This is a genomic window from Candidatus Methylomirabilis sp., from assembly GCA_036000645.1.
In the GTDB taxonomy this organism is placed as follows: domain Bacteria; phylum Methylomirabilota; class Methylomirabilia; order Methylomirabilales; family JACPAU01; genus JACPAU01.
This window is the reverse complement of record DASYVA010000044.1, coordinates 1-15,165: the sequence shown is the minus strand read 5'-3', so window position 1 is coordinate 15,165 and position 15,165 is coordinate 1. Positions and strand designations below refer to the sequence as shown.

Here is a 15,165-nt window from a genome sequence, read left to right as displayed (position 1 = left end):
GCCGGTGGAGCCCCCGCCAGCGCCGCGCCCCGAGGCGCTTGACCATCCGGGCCGTGGAGGTGGCGGCCAGCGGCGTGAGCACGGTGAGCGCGAGGACCCCCACCGTAATGTAGGGGCGCTTCAGGACGTCGGCGAGCATCTCCTCCCAGGCGAAGAAGTGGTCCAGGACGATCCAGACGCTGAAGTGGAGGCACGCGTAGAAGAACGCGAAGAGCCCGAGCAGGCGGCGCAGGGCCACCGGCCAGGCGACCCCGAAGAGGAGCCGCAGGGGGGTCATGGCGAGGGAGGCGAGGAGGAAGCGGAGGGTCCAGTCCCCGAGCGTGCGGGTGAGGGTCTCGATGGGGTTGGCCCCGAGGGCCCCCGCCAGCGCCCTCGAGATGAGGAGGATCAGGGGGGTAAGGCAGGCGGCCCAGACGAAGGCCTTCAGCGTGATCCGGGCGCGCCGGGACACGGGCTAGTAGTGCTTCCGCAGGTCCATCCCCGCGTAGAGCGAGGCGACCTGGTCCGCGTACCCATTGAACATCAGGGTCTTGCGCCGGAGGAACTCCCCGATGCGCCGCTCGGTCGCCTGGCTCCAGCGGGGATGATCCACGGTGGGGTTCACGTTGGAGTAGAATCCGTACTCCTGCGGCGCCGCCTTCTCCCAGGTGGTCTTGGGCTGCTCGCTCACGAAGCGGATCCGCACGATGGACTTGGCGCTCTTGAACCCGTACTTCCACGGCACGACGACGCGCACCGGGGCGCCGTTCTGGTTCGGCAGGACCTGGCCGTAGAGGCCGAACGTGAGGAGCGTCAGCGGGTGGAGCGCCTCGTCCATCCGGAGCCCCTCCACGTACGGCCACTCGAGAGAGGAGAAGCTGAACAGCCCCCCCCGCTGGCCGGGGAACTGCTCGGGATCGAGGAGCGTCGTGAACTCGACGAACTTCGCCTGGCTCGTCGGCTCGACCCGCTTGATCAGCGAGGCCAGCGGGTATCCGACCCACGGGATGACCATGGACCAGGCCTCGACGCACCGCAGCCGGTAGACCCGCTCCTCGAGGGGGAAGAGCTGCATCAGCTCGTCCACGTCGTAGGTCTTCGGCCGCTTGACGTGCCCGTCCACCTGGACCGTCCAGGGCCGCGGCCGGAGCAGGTGCGCGAGACGAGCCGGGTCCTCCTTGTTCGGGCCGAACTCGTAGAAGTTATTGTAGGTGGTGACGCTCTGGAGTTCGGTCGGCGGGTCCGCTACCGTGAAGGCCGGGTTACGCCCGGCCTTCAGCGCCTGTCGGGCGGGGGGCGCGGCAGCGCCCGCCACGGACGGGGCCAGTGCCAGTGCCGCGGCGCCGATCAGGAACGACCGCCGGCTCAGGTAGGCCTCGTGCGGTGTGATCTCCCAGGACCTGATGTCTGGAGCCCGCTGGATCAGCATCACCGCCTCCGGGGGCTGACCGGATCCCCCGCTCACCCCCCTGCTTTGCCCCATCATACACCAGGCACCGCCTCCCGGGCTAGGGCCGATCCGTCACGCCCCCCTCCCCTCTTGCCCGGATGCCCGGCGAGAAAGAGAGGGGCAGGACGGCCGCCCTGCCCCCCGGGACTGCAACGTGCTCCCCAACCCGAATCGTTACTTCGGACGCTCGATCTCCTGCAGGATCCTGGTGATCTCCATGAGCATTTCCATGGACTGGTCCATGCCCTTGTGGCTCATCATCATTTTCTTGGTCTTCATCTTCGTTTCCATCTCGGCGATCATCGCCTTGATCTTGCCGAGCTGCTCCGTCAGCACCTGCTCGGTCACGTGCTCGGCGTGCGCCACTGGGGCGAGGGCGAGGACGCCGGGCAACGCCAGGAGACTCACCACCAGGATGGTCGAGACGATCCGCTTCATGAGGTCCCTCCTTTGGGTTCGTGCGAGTGCGCGGGCACGGGGCCGGCCTTGACTCTGGATCTGGATACGGGGCGGGGCGCGGCACGGATCACCGGGAAGAGCCCTTTGCATTGACACATGCCCTCCGCCTCGCATACGCTCGGGCGCCGGTGCCGCCGACTGGGTTGATCCTCCGGCGCGGGCGGGCCGTATCTTCTCGAAGGGGCGGAGCCGGAAGGACAAAGCGCGTGGACGACGGGGGCCTGATCCAGGCGATGGCGCGCGGGGATCTGGTCGCCCTGGCAACCTTTTATGACCGCTACGCCCCCCTGATCTTCGGGCTTGCCGCCCGGGTGACCGGCAACGCGGCTGACGCAGAGGAGGTGCTCCAGGATGTCTTCATCCAGGCCTGGAGGCAGGCCGCCCGCTACACCCCGGGGCGGGGGGCTCCCCGGACGTGGCTCCTGACCATTGCCCGAAGCCGGGCCATTGACCGGCGGCGGCGGCGGCGGCAGGACGGGACCGCGGGGGCGACCGTCACCGAGGCGCTCGATCGGAGGGAGGATCCCGCGGGGGACCTGGAGGGACGGGAGCGGCGGGAGGCCGTTCGGAAGGCGCTCAAACTCCTGCCGCCGGAGCAGCGGGCCGCGATCGAGCTGGCCTACTTCGAGGGCCTGACCCACACCGAGATCGCGGCGCGGACGGGAGACCCCGTGGGCACGGTGAAGGGACGCCTGCGGCTCGGGATGGAGAAGCTGCGGGGGCTCCTCGGGCCAGTGCTCGAAGAGGGGCAGGGATGACCTGCGAGGAGCTGCGCGATCGATATGCCCTGTATGCGGTGGGGGCTCTGCCGCGCGAGGAGCAGGAGCCGCTGGAGGAGCACCTGGCCCGCGGCTGCCCCACCTGCACTGCGGGAGTCGCCGCCTTCCAGGAGGTCGCCTCGCTCCTGCCCTACGAGGCCGGGGGGAAGGTCCCACCGGCGGCGCTCCGGGAACGGGTCCTGGCTCGGGCCGGGGCCGGCCCGCAGGCGAGGGTCCCCGCGCCGCGCTGGGCCCCGCGCTTCGGGCTGGCGGCAGCCTGGGCGACCGCCGTCCTCGTGGCGGGGGCCGGACTCACCTACGGTCTGGCCATGCGCTGGCAGCTTCGGGAGCAGGCTACGACCATCCGAGGGCTGCAGGCCAGTATGGCCGAGCACGAGGACCTCATGACAATCCTCACCGACCCCTGCACCCGGATCGTCCGGATGATCGGGGCGCAGCCGAGCCCGCCCCCCGAGGCCCAGGCCCTCTGGAACCCGGAGCGGGGGATGCGCCTCTTCGCCGTGAACCTCCCCCCCCTGGCGGAGGGGGAGTCCTACTGGCTCTGGATCAAGACAGACACCGAGATGGTCCCGGCGGCCGCCATCACGCCCGACGCCCGCGGGAGCGCGCGGCTCAGCCTGACCCGCCTCCCTGACCTGAGCACGGCACGGGGTCTCGCGGTCACTCGGGAGCGGGGCCCGGCCGGCTCCCGCCCGGCCGGCCCGCCTCTTCTGGCCGGCGCCCTCTGAACCCGTTTCCCCTCAGAGCAGCTTCTCGATCGCCCCGGTGAGCGTCTCCGTCGGGATTTCCCCCACGTGCTTCTGGGCGATCCTGCCCTCGCGGTCGATGAAGAAGGTTTCCGGAACGCCGTACACCCCGTAGTCAATGGCGATCCGGCTCTTCTGGTCCATCCCGTTGGGGTAGGTCTTCCCGTGTTTCCGGATGAACTCCCGGGCGTTCGGTTCCCGGTCCTGGTAGACCACGCCGACGATCACCACACCCCTCTCACGGTACTGCTCCCAGGCCGCCTGCAGGCGGGGCGCCTCATTCCAGCAGGCGGGGTAGCACCAGGAGGCCCAGAAGTTCACCACGACGACCTTCCCCCGCAGCTCATGGAGGGTGAGCGCGCCTCCGTCCAGGAGGGCCAGGGTGAAGTCGGGCGCGGGCTTCCGGACGAGGGGGGAGGGGATATCTTTCGGGCTCCGGGTGAAGCCGTAGGCCAGGAGGACGATGAGGCCGGCCGCAATCCCGACGGACAGGAGCCACTTCCACCAGGCAGCCGTCCGCCGGAGGGGCGGCGCTTCCCCGGTTCCGAACACCTGCTCCATCACCGGCCGCTCCTGCCCCACCACTCTCGCACCTCATCCCTGGCCGCGGGTCTCGCCGCTGATCCCGCGCCATCCCCATGATACACCAGCCGTGCCCGCGCGGGGACCGTTCCTCCCGGGCGGAGGGCGCACCACAACGCCGAAGCCGGCACGAGGATCCGAGGGAAGCTCAGCAGGTCTGCCTGAGGAAGGCTTTCATGTCATCGGGCCCGGAGAAGACCAGGAACGCCCGATCCCCCCTCATCCCCGCCTCGATCAGCGCGGGGGAGCCGGGCCGAGGACCGTTCGGACCCGAGTCGGTCTTCAGCCGGAGATCGAACTCCCCGAACTCGCGGGCCGATCCATCCTTCAGCCTGACGGCGTAAATTCCCTTGCAGTAGCCTACCGCTTCCACCTGATGGTCGGGGGAGAGCTTCTTCAGGTCCACGATCCGCCCCTCGTGAGCAAGGGCGAGACCGACTCCTCCCCAGAGCACCGCGAGGAGGACAACGACCCATCGCATCGGCGTTCCTCCTTGGGCCTGCCTTCATCCTGCCCCGGCGTCAGCCCTACCGCGCCAGGTGGTGGGGAACGCTGGTGACCACGGTCCGCTTCGAGAAGAGGAGGACGGCCTTGAGGGCCAGGGCCGTCTGGTTGTGGAGCAGGTGCTCCCACCAGTGGCCGGGGACGAACTCCGGCAGGACCACCGTGACCAGGTGGCGGGCCGAGCGTCCCTTCACCTTCTCCAGATACTCCCGGATCGGCTGGACCACCGACCGATAGGGCGAGTCCAGGGCGACCAGGGGGACGTCGGGGGCATACTCGCGCCATTGTGCCCGCAACCGCTCGGTGGCGGCGGGGTCGAGGCTCACGGTGACCGCCTCCACGTCGCTCGAGATGGCCTGCGCGTAGTGCAGGGCCGTCACCACCCCGCGGTGCATCGCGGCGACCAGCACGAGAACCGTGTGCCCGGTCGGCGGCTCCTCCCGGAAGCCCTCCAGCGTGAGCTGGGAGGCGACGTGGAGATAGTGCCGCCGGATCTTCCCGAAGAGCAGGACGATTCCCGGGATGAGGAGGACCACGAGCCAGGCCCCCTCGAGGAACTTTGTCCCGGCGACAACCGTGAGGACGACCCCCGTTGTGGCAGCCCCTACCCCGTTGATCAGGACCCCCCGCTGCCAGCCCGGACCCCGCCGCTTCAGCCACCGCCGGACCATTCCCGCCTGGGAGAGGGTGAAGGAGAGGAACACCCCGACCGCATAAAGCGGGATCAGCGCGTGGGTATCCGCGCCGAAGACTGCGACCAGGAGAATCGCCAGCGCCCCCAGAATCACGATCCCGTTGCTGTAGACCAGGCGATCGCCCACGTTGGCGAGCTGGCGGGGCAGAAACCGATCCTGGGCGACGACCGAGGTCAGGCGGGGGAAGCCCGCGAAGGAGGTGTTGGCGGCCAGGAGCAGGATGAGCGCCGTGGAGGCCTGAACCAGGAAGTAGGGGATCGTCCGACCGAAGATGGCCCGGGCGATCTGGGAGACGACGGTCTCCCCTTCCCGGGGTGCCACCTCGAAGGCGGTCGCCAGGTAGGTCACCCCCAAGAAGAGCGTGAGGAGGATGGCTGCCATCCAGGCCAGGGTAATCGCTGCGTTCCGGGCCTCCGGCGGCCGGAAAGCCTGGACGCCGTTGGCGATGGCCTCCACGCCGGTCAGGGCCGCGCATCCGGAGGCGAACGCCCGGAGGAGGATGAAGAGGGGGACGGCGGAAGCCGCCCCGGCGGTCCCGGAACCCCCTCCTGTAACGGGAAGCCCCCCCGGAAGCGCCGCGGCATCTCCGCGAGACCCGAGCGCAACCGCCCCGCCGATCAAGAGGAGGAAGAAGCTGGCGATGAACAGGTAGGTGGGGACGGCGAAGAGCCGCCCCGATTCCCGCACCCCCCGGAGGTTGGCCACCATAATGAGGACGATGCAGAGGGCAGCCAGGCTCACCCGCCAGGGGTACAGGGAAGGGAACGCCGACGTGAGCGCCGCCACGCCGGCCGCGATGCTCACCGCGACCGTCAGGACGTAGTCGATCATGAGGGCGGCGGCGGCCGTCAGCCCAGCCGGCCTCCCCAGGTTGTGGAGGGCCACCACGTAGGCGCCGCCCCCCGAGGGGTAGGCATGGACTGTCTGCCAGTAGGAGGTGGCCACCACGACCATGAGGAGGCCGATCGCCGCCCCGATGGGGAGGGTGTAGGCGAAGGCGGCCGTCCCGGCCAGGGCGAGGGCCAGGAGGATCTCCTCGGTGGCGTAGGCGACGGAGGAGAGGTTGTCGGAGGCAAAGACGGCGAGACCGGTGACCTTTCCAAGGCGCTCCCCCTTGGCCTGCGCCGTCGTCAGGGGGTCACCCAGGAGGAGCCGTTTCAGCGAAGATGCCATAGCCGGGAGCGCCTTCCCTCCCCAAAAACACGACACGCCGCAGATCGTATGCCTGCGGCGTGCGCCCGGCCGCGGGCGATCTGCCCTTCCAACCAGCCTGCGGGGTTAGCTGACGGGCTCGGGGTTGAAAGTCCCCGTCCGGGCATCCCCCGGGAGGGGCTGCCCGCGATTCGCCCCGGGGGCAATGCCCCCTGTGGGTCCCCCGTTGCTCCGGCAGGAGCATTCGGCGGCAACCGTCCGGCGCCATGGCCGGGCCGGCCGGGACTATACGCTCCTCCCCGTGAAGGTGTCAAGGCGGGCAAGCCCTGTCGCGGCAGCTCCGGGCATAGAGGGCCGGCGACGGTCGGACCCGATGGACAGCTCAGGAAGTCGCCCGGCGCAGAAGCTGGAGGAGGGCGGGGAGGAGGGTGAGGCTGGCCAGCAGGATATTGGTGACACCGAGGGCCAGCAGCAGGCCCAGGCTCGCGATGCCCCGGTGCTGGGCCAGGATCAGCACCCCGAATCCGGCAATCGTCGTGAGGGAGGCCAGAATCATGGACTTCCCGACGGCGGTCCCCAGGACAAACCGTCGTCCCTCCTCCTCCCGGAACCGGGCGACCAGGTTGATCCCGTTGTCCACGCCCATCGCCAGGATCAGGGGGAGGGCGAACAGGTTGGCCAGGTTGAAGTCCAACCCCACGACGGCCATGACCCCCAGGGTCCACCCGGCCCCCGCCAGCAGGGGAACCATGCCCAGGAGGGCGTAGCCCGCATGGCGGAACAGGAGGGTCGACAGGACGAAGATGGCCAGGAGCGCGTATCCGCCAGCCTGTCCGTACCCGCGTGTCAGTGCCTGGCTCGCCTCGAAGGTGTGCACCGGCGGCCCGGTGACGTCTGTGTCCACGCGCCGCAGCGCGTCGACGAAGCGCGCCGTGGCCCCGCGGTCCCAGATGTCCCCGCGGGGATAGATGCGCAGGAGGAGGCGGCCGCTCTCTCCCACGAAGCGCCCCCGCAGGCTCGCGGGCAGGGTCGCCGCGGTCAGGGCAGGCGCCTCGACGCCCCGCCGCAGAACGCGAACCTTCTCGGCAAAGTCGGCCCGGAGCCGGCGCTGATACTCCACGAGGCGCCGACCCGCTTCCCCGGGATCAGGCGCCGCCTCCAGCGCGGCCAATACGCCCTTCAGGGCGGCCCGCGCTGCCGCTACCTCCGCCTCCCCCCCCTCCTCCCCCAGCTTGAAGTGGATCCGGCGGAGGCTCTCCGTGAGGGGAACCAGGTCCGAGGTCTCCCGGGAAACCCGGCGGACCTGCAAGCCGGCCACCGCCGGCCGGAGCGCCCGCAGGATCTGGCGCTTCTCCTCCTGCTGGGCCGGGAGCAGATCCAGAACCCCCTCCACCCGGCGCACCTCCGGCAGGGCGGCAAAGGCCGCCCGCCGGCGCTCCGCCTCCTCGAGCGTGGGAGCGAGGCTGACGGCGAACCAGGTGGAGTGCCCGGCTCGGGCCTGCAGGCGCTCCTCGGTTGCCACGGCCTCGCTCCCCCTGGGGAGGAGGCGCAGGAGGTTGTAGTCGAACCCGATCCGGGGGACGAAGGCCAGGGGGACAAGAGCCAGGAGTACGCCGACGCTCACGACGAGCCGGGGCCGCCCGAGCAGGAGGTCCCACCGGTTGCCCGCCGGGGCGATGGCGGGGCGGGCCGGGGGGAGCGGGGGGGCGGACCGCCGCGCGTCCTCGAGCGCGATGCACGCCGGGAAGACGGTGATGCTGGCCAGGAAGCACAGGAAGAGGCCGCTGCCCGCGATGAACCCCAGCTCGGCGATCCCGCGGAAATCGGTGAGGAGAGCAGCCCAGAAGGCGGCCGCCATAATCACGACCGCCCCCAGGACCCCCACCCCCGTCCGCCCCAGGCTCTCCTCCAGGGCCGCGGGGACATCCTTCCCGGTCCGCCGCGCCTCCTCGTAGCGGGCCAGCAGGTGAATCGGGAAGTTGATTCCGATCCCGATGAGGATGCTGGAGAAGACGGCCGAGAGGAGGTTCAGATGGCCCACCGTGAGCGTGGCGAAGCCGAAGGCCCAGGCGAGGCCGACCAGCAGGCTCAGGAGGGCAAAGGCCGGCTTGATCACGGCCCGGAAGGGGATGATCAGGAGCAGGGCATTCGCCAGAAACCCGAGCACCGAGGCCAGGAGGATGTCGCGCTGGGTGGCCCGCATCTCGTCGGCGGCGAGCGCGGGACTTCCGGTGACCCCGACGCTCACCCCGGGGAAGTCCTGCCGCACGGCCGCCGCGGCCGCCCGAACGGCCTCCACCGGATCCGCAGCGCCGCCCGGTCCCCAGAGATCGAGGAAGGTCGTCTCCGCCTCGACCGGCGCCACCAGGAGGAAAAGGAACCGCTCGTCCGCGGAGAGCAGGTAGCCGTCGGTGCCGCTCTCCCCATCGGCCCGGGGGACGAAAGCCGCCCAGGGGGAGCGGTAGGCGGCGCGGCCGGCCACGCTGTCCCGCATCCCCTCCAGGACCCGCGTGAAGAGGGGGAGGTCTACGGAGAGGGGCTGTCCCTCCGACCCTTCCGGCTCCAGGTCCGTGAAGAGGTGGCGCACCAGCCCCCGCGTCACCTCCCGATTCGTGAGGGCGAAGAACTGCTCAAGGGTGGGGCGAGCGGCGAAGGCGGCCAGGAACTCGCGGTGCTCCTCCACCTTCGCCCGCAGGGTGCGGAGCTCACCGAGACCCAGGTACAGGAGGGCCCGGTCCTCGAACTCCTGCGGGTCGATCCGGTAGAAGACGTCCCGGACGTGGGCGGGATCCGCCCGCAGGCGGTCGGCCAGGGCGGCGGCGTAGGCCTTGGCTTCCGCGACCTGGCCGGCCTCCACCACGACCACCAGACGCTCGTAGTCCGGAAAGTCTTGCCGGTACTCCTGGTAGAGTCGGTCGTATCGCTCCCCGGAGCCGACGAGGGCGCTCCGGGCCATCTCGAACCGGAGGTGGCCGGCGGTGTACCAGAGAGCGCCGGCGGCGCTGAGGAGCGCCACGAGGAGGACCGGCACGGGGAAGCGGATGACCACCCGCGCCACGGCGCACAGGAGCCTTGCCATCATCGCTCGTGGACGTCCTTCCCCACCTGGGGACCGTGAGCCGCCTGTGCGTCGCCGGAAGCGGCGCGCAGCTCAGGGGAGTCTATCGGCCGGCCCGGAGCCGGTCAAGGCGCATTGCCGCCGGGCGGCCGCCGTGGTAGAAGGGGGCTGGGCCATCCAGGAGGGACAGCAGCCAAGGGAGGCAGAGCATGGGCGAGCACATCTACACGTCGCAGGTGAAGATCCTGAAGGACAAGGGCCCGCATCGGCGGGCCTTCATCGCCCCCTTCCCCGAGCCGGTCCACTACGGGGTCCACGGGGCGATCAAGCACTTCTACGGCGTGGAGCCCGAAGAGGAGCTCCCCACCACCCTCGACCACATCGTCGCCGCCGTGGCCGGCTGAATGACCGGCACCCTGGCCGGCGCGCTGGTAGCGCGCAAGATCCCGACGAGCGGGGAGCGTCTCATGGCCGACGCCGAGGGGGTGATCGAGAACGTGGATGGCCACCCCCTGATCACCCGGATCCGGGTCCACTACCGCGTGAAGGTCCCCCGGGGCAAGCGGGAGGAGGCCGAGCGGGCCATCGCCATCCACGAGAAGGGGTGTCCCGCCTCCCAGAGCGTCCAGCGCGGGATCGCCATCGAGTGGGACGGCGAGATCACGGAGATCGAGTGACCGGCGACCCGAAAAGAAACGGGCCGGCAGCCCTTGCGGCTGCCGGCCCGGGTGATCCGTGGCCTGCGTGAGACCGGGACTAGTACCGCCCGCGCCCGCCACCCCCAGGCACGCGCTCCCGGGCCTCGTTCACCGTGAGCGCCCGGCCGCCCATCTCCTTGCCGTTCAAGGCGTTGATGGCCGCCGTGGTGTCACCCTGGTTGGCCATCTCCACGAAGCCGAAGCCGCGCGACCGGCCGGTGTCCCGATCGGTCACGATCTTGACCGACTCGACCTGCCTCCCCCCTTCGCTGAAGAGGGTGCGGAGCTCCTCCTCCGTGGCCTCGAAGGGCAGGTTGCCAACGTAGATTCGCGTTCCCATTGCGGTTCGCTCCTTTCGGAATGCTGCCCACCGGGAGGTCTCGCATCCCCGACCATTCGGGGAGCACCCACCGGGGCCAACGCGCCGGACCGCTCGGGAACCAAAAACGCCGCAGGACCTTCGGTCCTCGCGGCGTTGTCACCCCGACCAGGCGGTACCGTCAGAACCATCAGCCAAGGGCAGGCTACGCCTCGGAGGTGCGCCTGTCAAGGAAATACGTAGGGCCTCCGTGGGGGAGCGAGCGATGCAGAACCGGCGCAGGGTCGGGGCGGGTAGAGAGGACCTGAACCTCTGGAACATCGTCTGCCGCCAGTTCGACAAGGCCGCGGCGACCCTCGAGGTATCGGAGGGGCTGCTGCAGCAGATCAAGGTCTGCAACGCCGTCTACTACGTCGAATTCCCCGTGCGCCTCGGCGATCGCTACGAGATCTTCCAGGGCTGGCGCGCCGAGCACTCCCAGCACCGCAAGCCGACCAAGGGCGGGATCCGGTACAGCGAGTTCGTGACCCAGGAGGACGTGATGGCCCTCGCGGCGCTGATGACCTACAAATGCGCCATCGTCGACGTCCCGTTCGGTGGCTCGAAAGGGGGCGTGTGCTTCAACCCAAAGAAGTACACCCGCGAGCAGGTGGAAAAGATCACCCGCCGGTACACCGCGGAGCTGGTCCGCAAGAACTTCATCGGCCCCGGCGTGAACGTGCCGGCCCCCGACCTGGGCACCGGCGAGCAGGAGATGGCCTGGATCGCCGACACCTACGACGCCCTCACCCCCGGGCAAATCGACTCCCTGGCCTGCGTCACCGGCAAGCCGGTCACCCAGGGAGGCATCCGCGGCCGCAAGGAGGCGACCGGGCGGGGCGTGCAGTACGGGATCCGGGAGGCCTTCCGCTACCCTGAAGACCTCCAGCGGTGCCGCCTGGGCGGCGGCCTGGAGGGGAAGCGGGTCGCGATCCAGGGATTCGGCAACGTCGGCTCCCACGTCGCCAAGTTCCTCGCGGAGGAGGACGGCTGCCGGGTCATCGCTGTCGGGGATGTCTCTGGCGGCGTCCTCAATCCCGCGGGGCTGAACATCGCGGCCCTGACGGCGCACCGGGACAAGACCGGCTCCGTGGCCGGATTCGCCGGCGGGACGCCGCTCCCCGGCCCGAAGGACGTCCTCGAGGTGGAGTGCGACCTCCTGATCCCGGCCGCCATGGAGAACCAGATCACCCTGGAGAACGTGGATCGTATCCAGGCCAGAATGATTGCCGAGGCGGCCAACGGCCCGACCACGCCCGGGGCCGACGAGCGGCTCAGCGAGCGGGGGGTCCTGGTGATCCCCGACATCTACCTGAACGCCGGTGGGGTCACCGTCTCCTACTTCGAGTGGACGAAGAACCTCTCCCACATCCGCTACGGCCGGATGGAGAAACGCCTGGACGAGATCTTTCGGGAGCGTCTGGTTTCCGCCATCGAGGAGGTCACCCGGACGCGGGTCCCGGAGCGCCAGCGCTGCGAGTTGCTCAAGGGGGCCGACGAGGTCGATCTCGTCAACTCCGGCCTCGAAGGGACCATGCAGAACGCTTACCGAGAGATCCGGGGGACGCTCCACAATGACCCGCGCCTGGGGGACCTCCGCACCGCCGCCTACGCCGTCGCCATCCGGAAGGTGGCGCGGGCCTACGAGGAGCTGGGCATCTTCCCCTGAGGCGAGCCGGCCCTTCCGTCGCCGCGAATCCCGAGCGCCCACGGCAGCATCCAATCCCCCGGAACCGATCTTCCAGGGGGGCCCCTCATGCGACTTCTCTCCGTCAACGTCGGCCTCCCCCGCCGGGTGACCTGGAGAGGCAAGACGGTCACCACGGCGATCTTCAAGGAGCCCGTCGAAGGGCGCATCCGATTGCAACGGCTCAACCTGGACGGGGACCGTCAGGCGGACCTGTCGGTCCATGGCGGCCCGGCCAAGGCGGTCTACGCGTACCCGGCGGAGCACTACCCCTACTGGCGGGAGCAATTGCCGGACCGGGACCTCTCCTGGGGCACGTTCGGGGAAAATCTGACCATCGAAGGCCTGTCGGAGGATACCGTCAGGATTGGGGACCGGTTCCGTATGGGCACGGCTGAGCTCGTCGTGACACAGCCGCGGCTGCCCTGCTTCAAGCTCGGGATCCGGTTCGGGGACCCCGGCATGGTGAAGCGCTTCCTCGCGAGCCGGCGGACCGGCTTCTACCTGACGGTCCTCGAGGAGGGAGACGTCGGGGCCGGGGACCCGATCACGCAGGTGAGTCTGGGGGAGGCGCCGGTGACGGTCGCCGATATCACCCGCCTGTACGTGGACGGGGGGGAGGACATCGAGGGGTTGCAGCGCGCGGTTCGCGTCGAAGCTCTGCCCGAGGACTGGCGGGACTACTTCCGCGAGCGGCTTGCGAGAATCCGCTCCTGAGGGCAGCAACCCCGGTCAGGCCAAAAAGGCGTGCGCCCGGCTCCCCCAGGAAGCCGGGCGCACGTATTTGTGCGGGAATCAGTCTCTCTCTACTCGTAGAACTTGGTGTCCTCTAGGGGCTTCCAGCCGGCCGTGGCGACCACAATCAGAACCAGGTTCTCCTTCCCCTCCTTGGTGAAGCTGTGGGGAATCCCCTTGGGGAGGTTCAGGATATCCCCGGCCTTGACCTGCCTGGTCTCATCGCCGAGCCGGGCTGTCCCTTGCCCGCGCGCGATGTAGAGCACGTGGTCTTCCTGGGCGTGGTGGTGGAGCTTGATCTTACTCATTTCGATCACCTGGAGCTCCGAGTTGCCTGCCCGGGCCTTCCAGGTCACCTGGGCCGTCTTGTCCGCGGGGAGCGGGTTCCCCCTCAGGATCTCGTCCAGGCTATTCACGGTGATCTTCGCGCCCCCGTAGGCCCAGGTGCCAGCCCCGACCAGCAGGGCCAGGGCCACGAGGCCCGCCCCCCCGCCCCACAGCATACGCCCCTCGCTCCGCCAGCGCTCCATGGCTCAGCCTCCTCTCTCCATGGCCGACCTTGCGGCCATGACCTGACCCACCGCCCCGCCCCCCCGGGCCCTACGGCTTCCGGGCCCGGATGGTGACCCCCTCGGTCCCGAAGTTCACCGCATTCCGCTCGCCGCGCGCCGGAGAAAACGTGCTCGCGCCACGCCACCTCCGCCCCCACGAAGCCGGCCTGCCCGATGATCGCCAGGTACTCTCCCTCCAGGAGAGCGCCGCCAATTCAGGCGGTCCAGATGTCGAGGACCGGGATCCGCGCCTGGGCGATGGAGCACTTCCGGTTCCCGTGGGATCCGACGTTCCAAGGACAAGTGCCGCAGAAGCGGCTCGCTCCACACGCCGAACTGACCTGATGAATGCCGCGCTGGCGCGTTTTGGCGACGCTTGTTAGGCGGTGTCCTTCCCGAGGAAGCCACCAGCCTCGTGGCGAAGGCGCATATTCTCCTTGTCACACCCAGTCATCTTGCCGCACTTCGGACACTGCACCTGATTGCCAATCAAGACCATGGTAGATGACTCGAAGCTCTCGCTCTCGCCGAAGCCTATGGGCGAAGGAAACCATTCTCGGCAGTGCTCACACCTGATGTCGATCTGCCGAACCTTACCCATGGTGCCTCCATGGTTGAGACGGCCGCTAGCTTTAGGCGCTGGTTAGACCGCTTGCCCCGTGTGGCGCGCAGCGACTTGTCGATCTATCGAGTCCAGATAACCCTGCCAGAACGCGATCGCCTCACGGCACAGTTCGAGTGGATCCCGCCCCTCAAATGGGCCGGAACGCATGAAAGCCTCGAACGTCGTCGGGCCACCTGGGCCGCTGCCCGTTTCGCCGGTCGCCAAGTTCAACCACGCCGTGCCAGGTCTGACCGTAATATTGACGCCCGTGCCAATCTCATAGGCCTTCAGAACGTTGTTCCGCTCCGCTTCGATGAACTCCCAGAAGATTGTTGGTTCCGGTTTCGATTGACCGAGGTCCTTCCACGCCGACTCAATGACCTCGCGTGCGGCATCGCTCGTCTTCCCGTCGACCTTCTTGAGAACGTGTCCGACAGCCCTCAGAAGCGCTACTAGCCCCGCCCACCGGGGTCTCCACAATTCGGTGCGCATATCCCCCGTAATGTGATCAAGGACCCGTTGGCAGTCACGAAGAACTTCCCGGGCGTGAAGCGTCATTTAGGTGTTCGCTCCAGCGGTCCAACTCACAAATAACTCACAGCCCATTGTCGAGCTGGAAAGCCAGGAGGGTAAGTAGCGGATTCTGTGGTGGGCGGTACTGGGATCGAACCAGTGACCTCTGCCGTGTGAAGACAGCGCTCTCCCAACTGAGCTAACCGCCCAACTATTTGAATTTTAGTGGTTGCCCTGTGGTCTGACCAGACCCCTTTTGGGCCCTGGTGGCTCCACAGTAACTCGAATGTAGGATCCGGTCAAGCCTGTGTACTCGTCCAGTAGATTAGTGACACTCCATCTGCCCTCGGCGGGCGCGCTGTTGCCGCAGGAACTGCTGGGGGGTGAGGTACCCCAGGGCCTGGTGGGGCCGGACTGTGTTGTAGATCCGCTCCCAGGCCTGGAGCTGCCGGTTCACCGCGGCCAGCTCGCGGGCGCAGGGGGTGACCTCATAGAACTCCTCCGTGTGGGTCCGCTGGGCCCGCTCGACCCGGCCGTTGAGCTTCGGGGAGCGGGGCGGGAGCACGAAGAGGCGGAGGCCCCGCTGCTGGCAGGCCGCCTCGAAGGCGGCCGCGA

General features: G+C 69.0%; 17 protein-coding genes, 1 tRNA gene and 1 riboswitch. Of the genes, 6 read left to right on the top strand and 12 right to left on the bottom strand.

Annotated features, from left to right (window positions below; translation table 11 throughout):
- The 3 genes from VGT06_02585 to VGT06_02575 form a co-directional block, all read right to left on the bottom strand.
- Positions 1 to 451 (bottom strand): protein-methionine-sulfoxide reductase heme-binding subunit MsrQ (locus tag VGT06_02585; GenBank protein HEV8662021.1); only part of this gene is annotated, 451 nt, incomplete at its 3' end.
- A 3-nt stretch (positions 452 to 454) separates the two neighbouring features.
- Entirely contained in the window at positions 455 to 1,408 is a 954-nt protein-coding gene (gene msrP, locus VGT06_02580; GenBank protein ID HEV8662020.1) for a protein-methionine-sulfoxide reductase catalytic subunit MsrP, read from the bottom strand.
- A gap of 195 nt (positions 1,409 to 1,603) precedes the next feature.
- A complete protein-coding gene (locus tag VGT06_02575) occupies positions 1,604 to 1,867 on the bottom strand; it encodes a hypothetical protein (protein ID HEV8662019.1) in 264 nt (87 codons plus the stop codon).
- 227 nt (positions 1,868 to 2,094) lie between these two features.
- Here VGT06_02575 and VGT06_02570 point away from each other — a divergent pair, with 227 nt between their 5' ends.
- The gene (locus VGT06_02570) at positions 2,095 to 2,646 is read left to right on the top strand and encodes a sigma-70 family RNA polymerase sigma factor (protein HEV8662018.1); all 552 of its coding nucleotides are present in this window, start codon (positions 2,095 to 2,097) and stop codon (positions 2,644 to 2,646) included.
- Complete coding sequence (locus tag VGT06_02565) at positions 2,643 to 3,395, top strand: anti-sigma factor (protein ID HEV8662017.1); 753 nt, start codon at positions 2,643 to 2,645, stop codon at positions 3,393 to 3,395. Before VGT06_02570 ends, VGT06_02565 begins: the two co-directional genes overlap by 4 nt.
- 12 nt (positions 3,396 to 3,407) lie before the next feature.
- On the opposite strand, the gene VGT06_02560 is transcribed toward VGT06_02565, so the two are convergent.
- The 4 genes from VGT06_02560 to VGT06_02545 all read right to left on the bottom strand — a co-directional run bounded on the left by VGT06_02560 (position 3,408) and on the right by VGT06_02545 (position 9,425).
- Complete coding sequence (locus tag VGT06_02560; GenBank protein HEV8662016.1) at positions 3,408 to 3,974, bottom strand: TlpA disulfide reductase family protein; 567 nt, start codon at positions 3,972 to 3,974, stop codon at positions 3,408 to 3,410.
- Positions 3,975 to 4,143: 169 nt separating this feature from the next.
- On the bottom strand, positions 4,144 to 4,476 hold the full coding sequence (locus VGT06_02555) for a hypothetical protein (protein ID HEV8662015.1): 333 nt from the start codon (positions 4,474 to 4,476) through the stop codon (positions 4,144 to 4,146).
- A 46-nt stretch (positions 4,477 to 4,522) separates the two neighbouring features.
- Complete coding sequence (locus VGT06_02550; GenBank protein HEV8662014.1) at positions 4,523 to 6,367, bottom strand: amino acid permease; 1,845 nt, start codon at positions 6,365 to 6,367, stop codon at positions 4,523 to 4,525.
- Between the two features lie 79 nt (positions 6,368 to 6,446).
- Positions 6,447 to 6,606, bottom strand: a riboswitch (cyclic di-AMP (ydaO/yuaA leader).
- A 122-nt stretch (positions 6,607 to 6,728) separates the two neighbouring features.
- Positions 6,729 to 9,425, bottom strand: a complete 2,697-nt coding sequence (locus VGT06_02545; GenBank protein HEV8662013.1) for an MMPL family transporter — start codon at positions 9,423 to 9,425, stop codon at positions 6,729 to 6,731.
- A 188-nt stretch (positions 9,426 to 9,613) separates the two neighbouring features.
- On the opposite strand from VGT06_02545, the gene VGT06_02540 reads away from it, so the two are divergent.
- Both VGT06_02540 and VGT06_02535 read left to right on the top strand, forming a co-directional pair.
- The gene (locus tag VGT06_02540; protein HEV8662012.1) at positions 9,614 to 9,808 is read left to right on the top strand and encodes a hypothetical protein; all 195 of its coding nucleotides are present in this window, start codon (positions 9,614 to 9,616) and stop codon (positions 9,806 to 9,808) included.
- Positions 9,809 to 10,081: an OsmC family protein gene (locus VGT06_02535; protein HEV8662011.1), complete on the top strand. Its 273-nt coding sequence runs from the start codon at positions 9,809 to 9,811 to the stop codon at positions 10,079 to 10,081.
- A 79-nt stretch (positions 10,082 to 10,160) separates the two neighbouring features.
- On the opposite strand, the gene VGT06_02530 is transcribed toward VGT06_02535, so the two are convergent.
- Positions 10,161 to 10,442, bottom strand: coding sequence for an RNA-binding protein (locus VGT06_02530; protein ID HEV8662010.1), 282 nt, complete (start codon positions 10,440 to 10,442; stop codon positions 10,161 to 10,163).
- Between the two features lie 244 nt (positions 10,443 to 10,686).
- Here VGT06_02530 and VGT06_02525 point away from each other — a divergent pair, with 244 nt between their 5' ends.
- Both VGT06_02525 and VGT06_02520 read left to right on the top strand, forming a co-directional pair.
- Positions 10,687 to 12,129 carry a Glu/Leu/Phe/Val dehydrogenase gene (locus VGT06_02525; GenBank protein HEV8662009.1) on the top strand — a complete coding sequence of 481 codons (1,443 nt, stop codon included), beginning with the start codon at positions 10,687 to 10,689 and terminating at the stop codon, positions 12,127 to 12,129.
- An 87-nt stretch (positions 12,130 to 12,216) separates the two neighbouring features.
- Complete coding sequence (locus VGT06_02520; GenBank protein ID HEV8662008.1) at positions 12,217 to 12,864, top strand: MOSC domain-containing protein; 648 nt, start codon at positions 12,217 to 12,219, stop codon at positions 12,862 to 12,864.
- 89 nt (positions 12,865 to 12,953) lie between these two features.
- Here the strand turns inward: VGT06_02520 and VGT06_02515 are convergent, their stop codons facing one another.
- From VGT06_02515 to VGT06_02500, 4 genes are all read right to left on the bottom strand, one after another.
- Entirely contained in the window at positions 12,954 to 13,412 is a 459-nt protein-coding gene (locus VGT06_02515) for a cupin domain-containing protein (GenBank protein HEV8662007.1), read from the bottom strand.
- A 664-nt stretch (positions 13,413 to 14,076) separates the two neighbouring features.
- A complete protein-coding gene (locus tag VGT06_02510) occupies positions 14,077 to 14,595 on the bottom strand; it encodes a hypothetical protein (GenBank protein HEV8662006.1) in 519 nt (172 codons plus the stop codon).
- Between the two features lie 88 nt (positions 14,596 to 14,683).
- Positions 14,684 to 14,759, bottom strand: a tRNA-Val gene (locus VGT06_02505).
- Positions 14,760 to 14,875: 116 nt separating this feature from the next.
- Positions 14,876 to 15,165, bottom strand: a 290-nt coding sequence (locus VGT06_02500; GenBank protein HEV8662005.1) for an integrase core domain-containing protein, incomplete at its 5' end; no start/stop codon positions are given.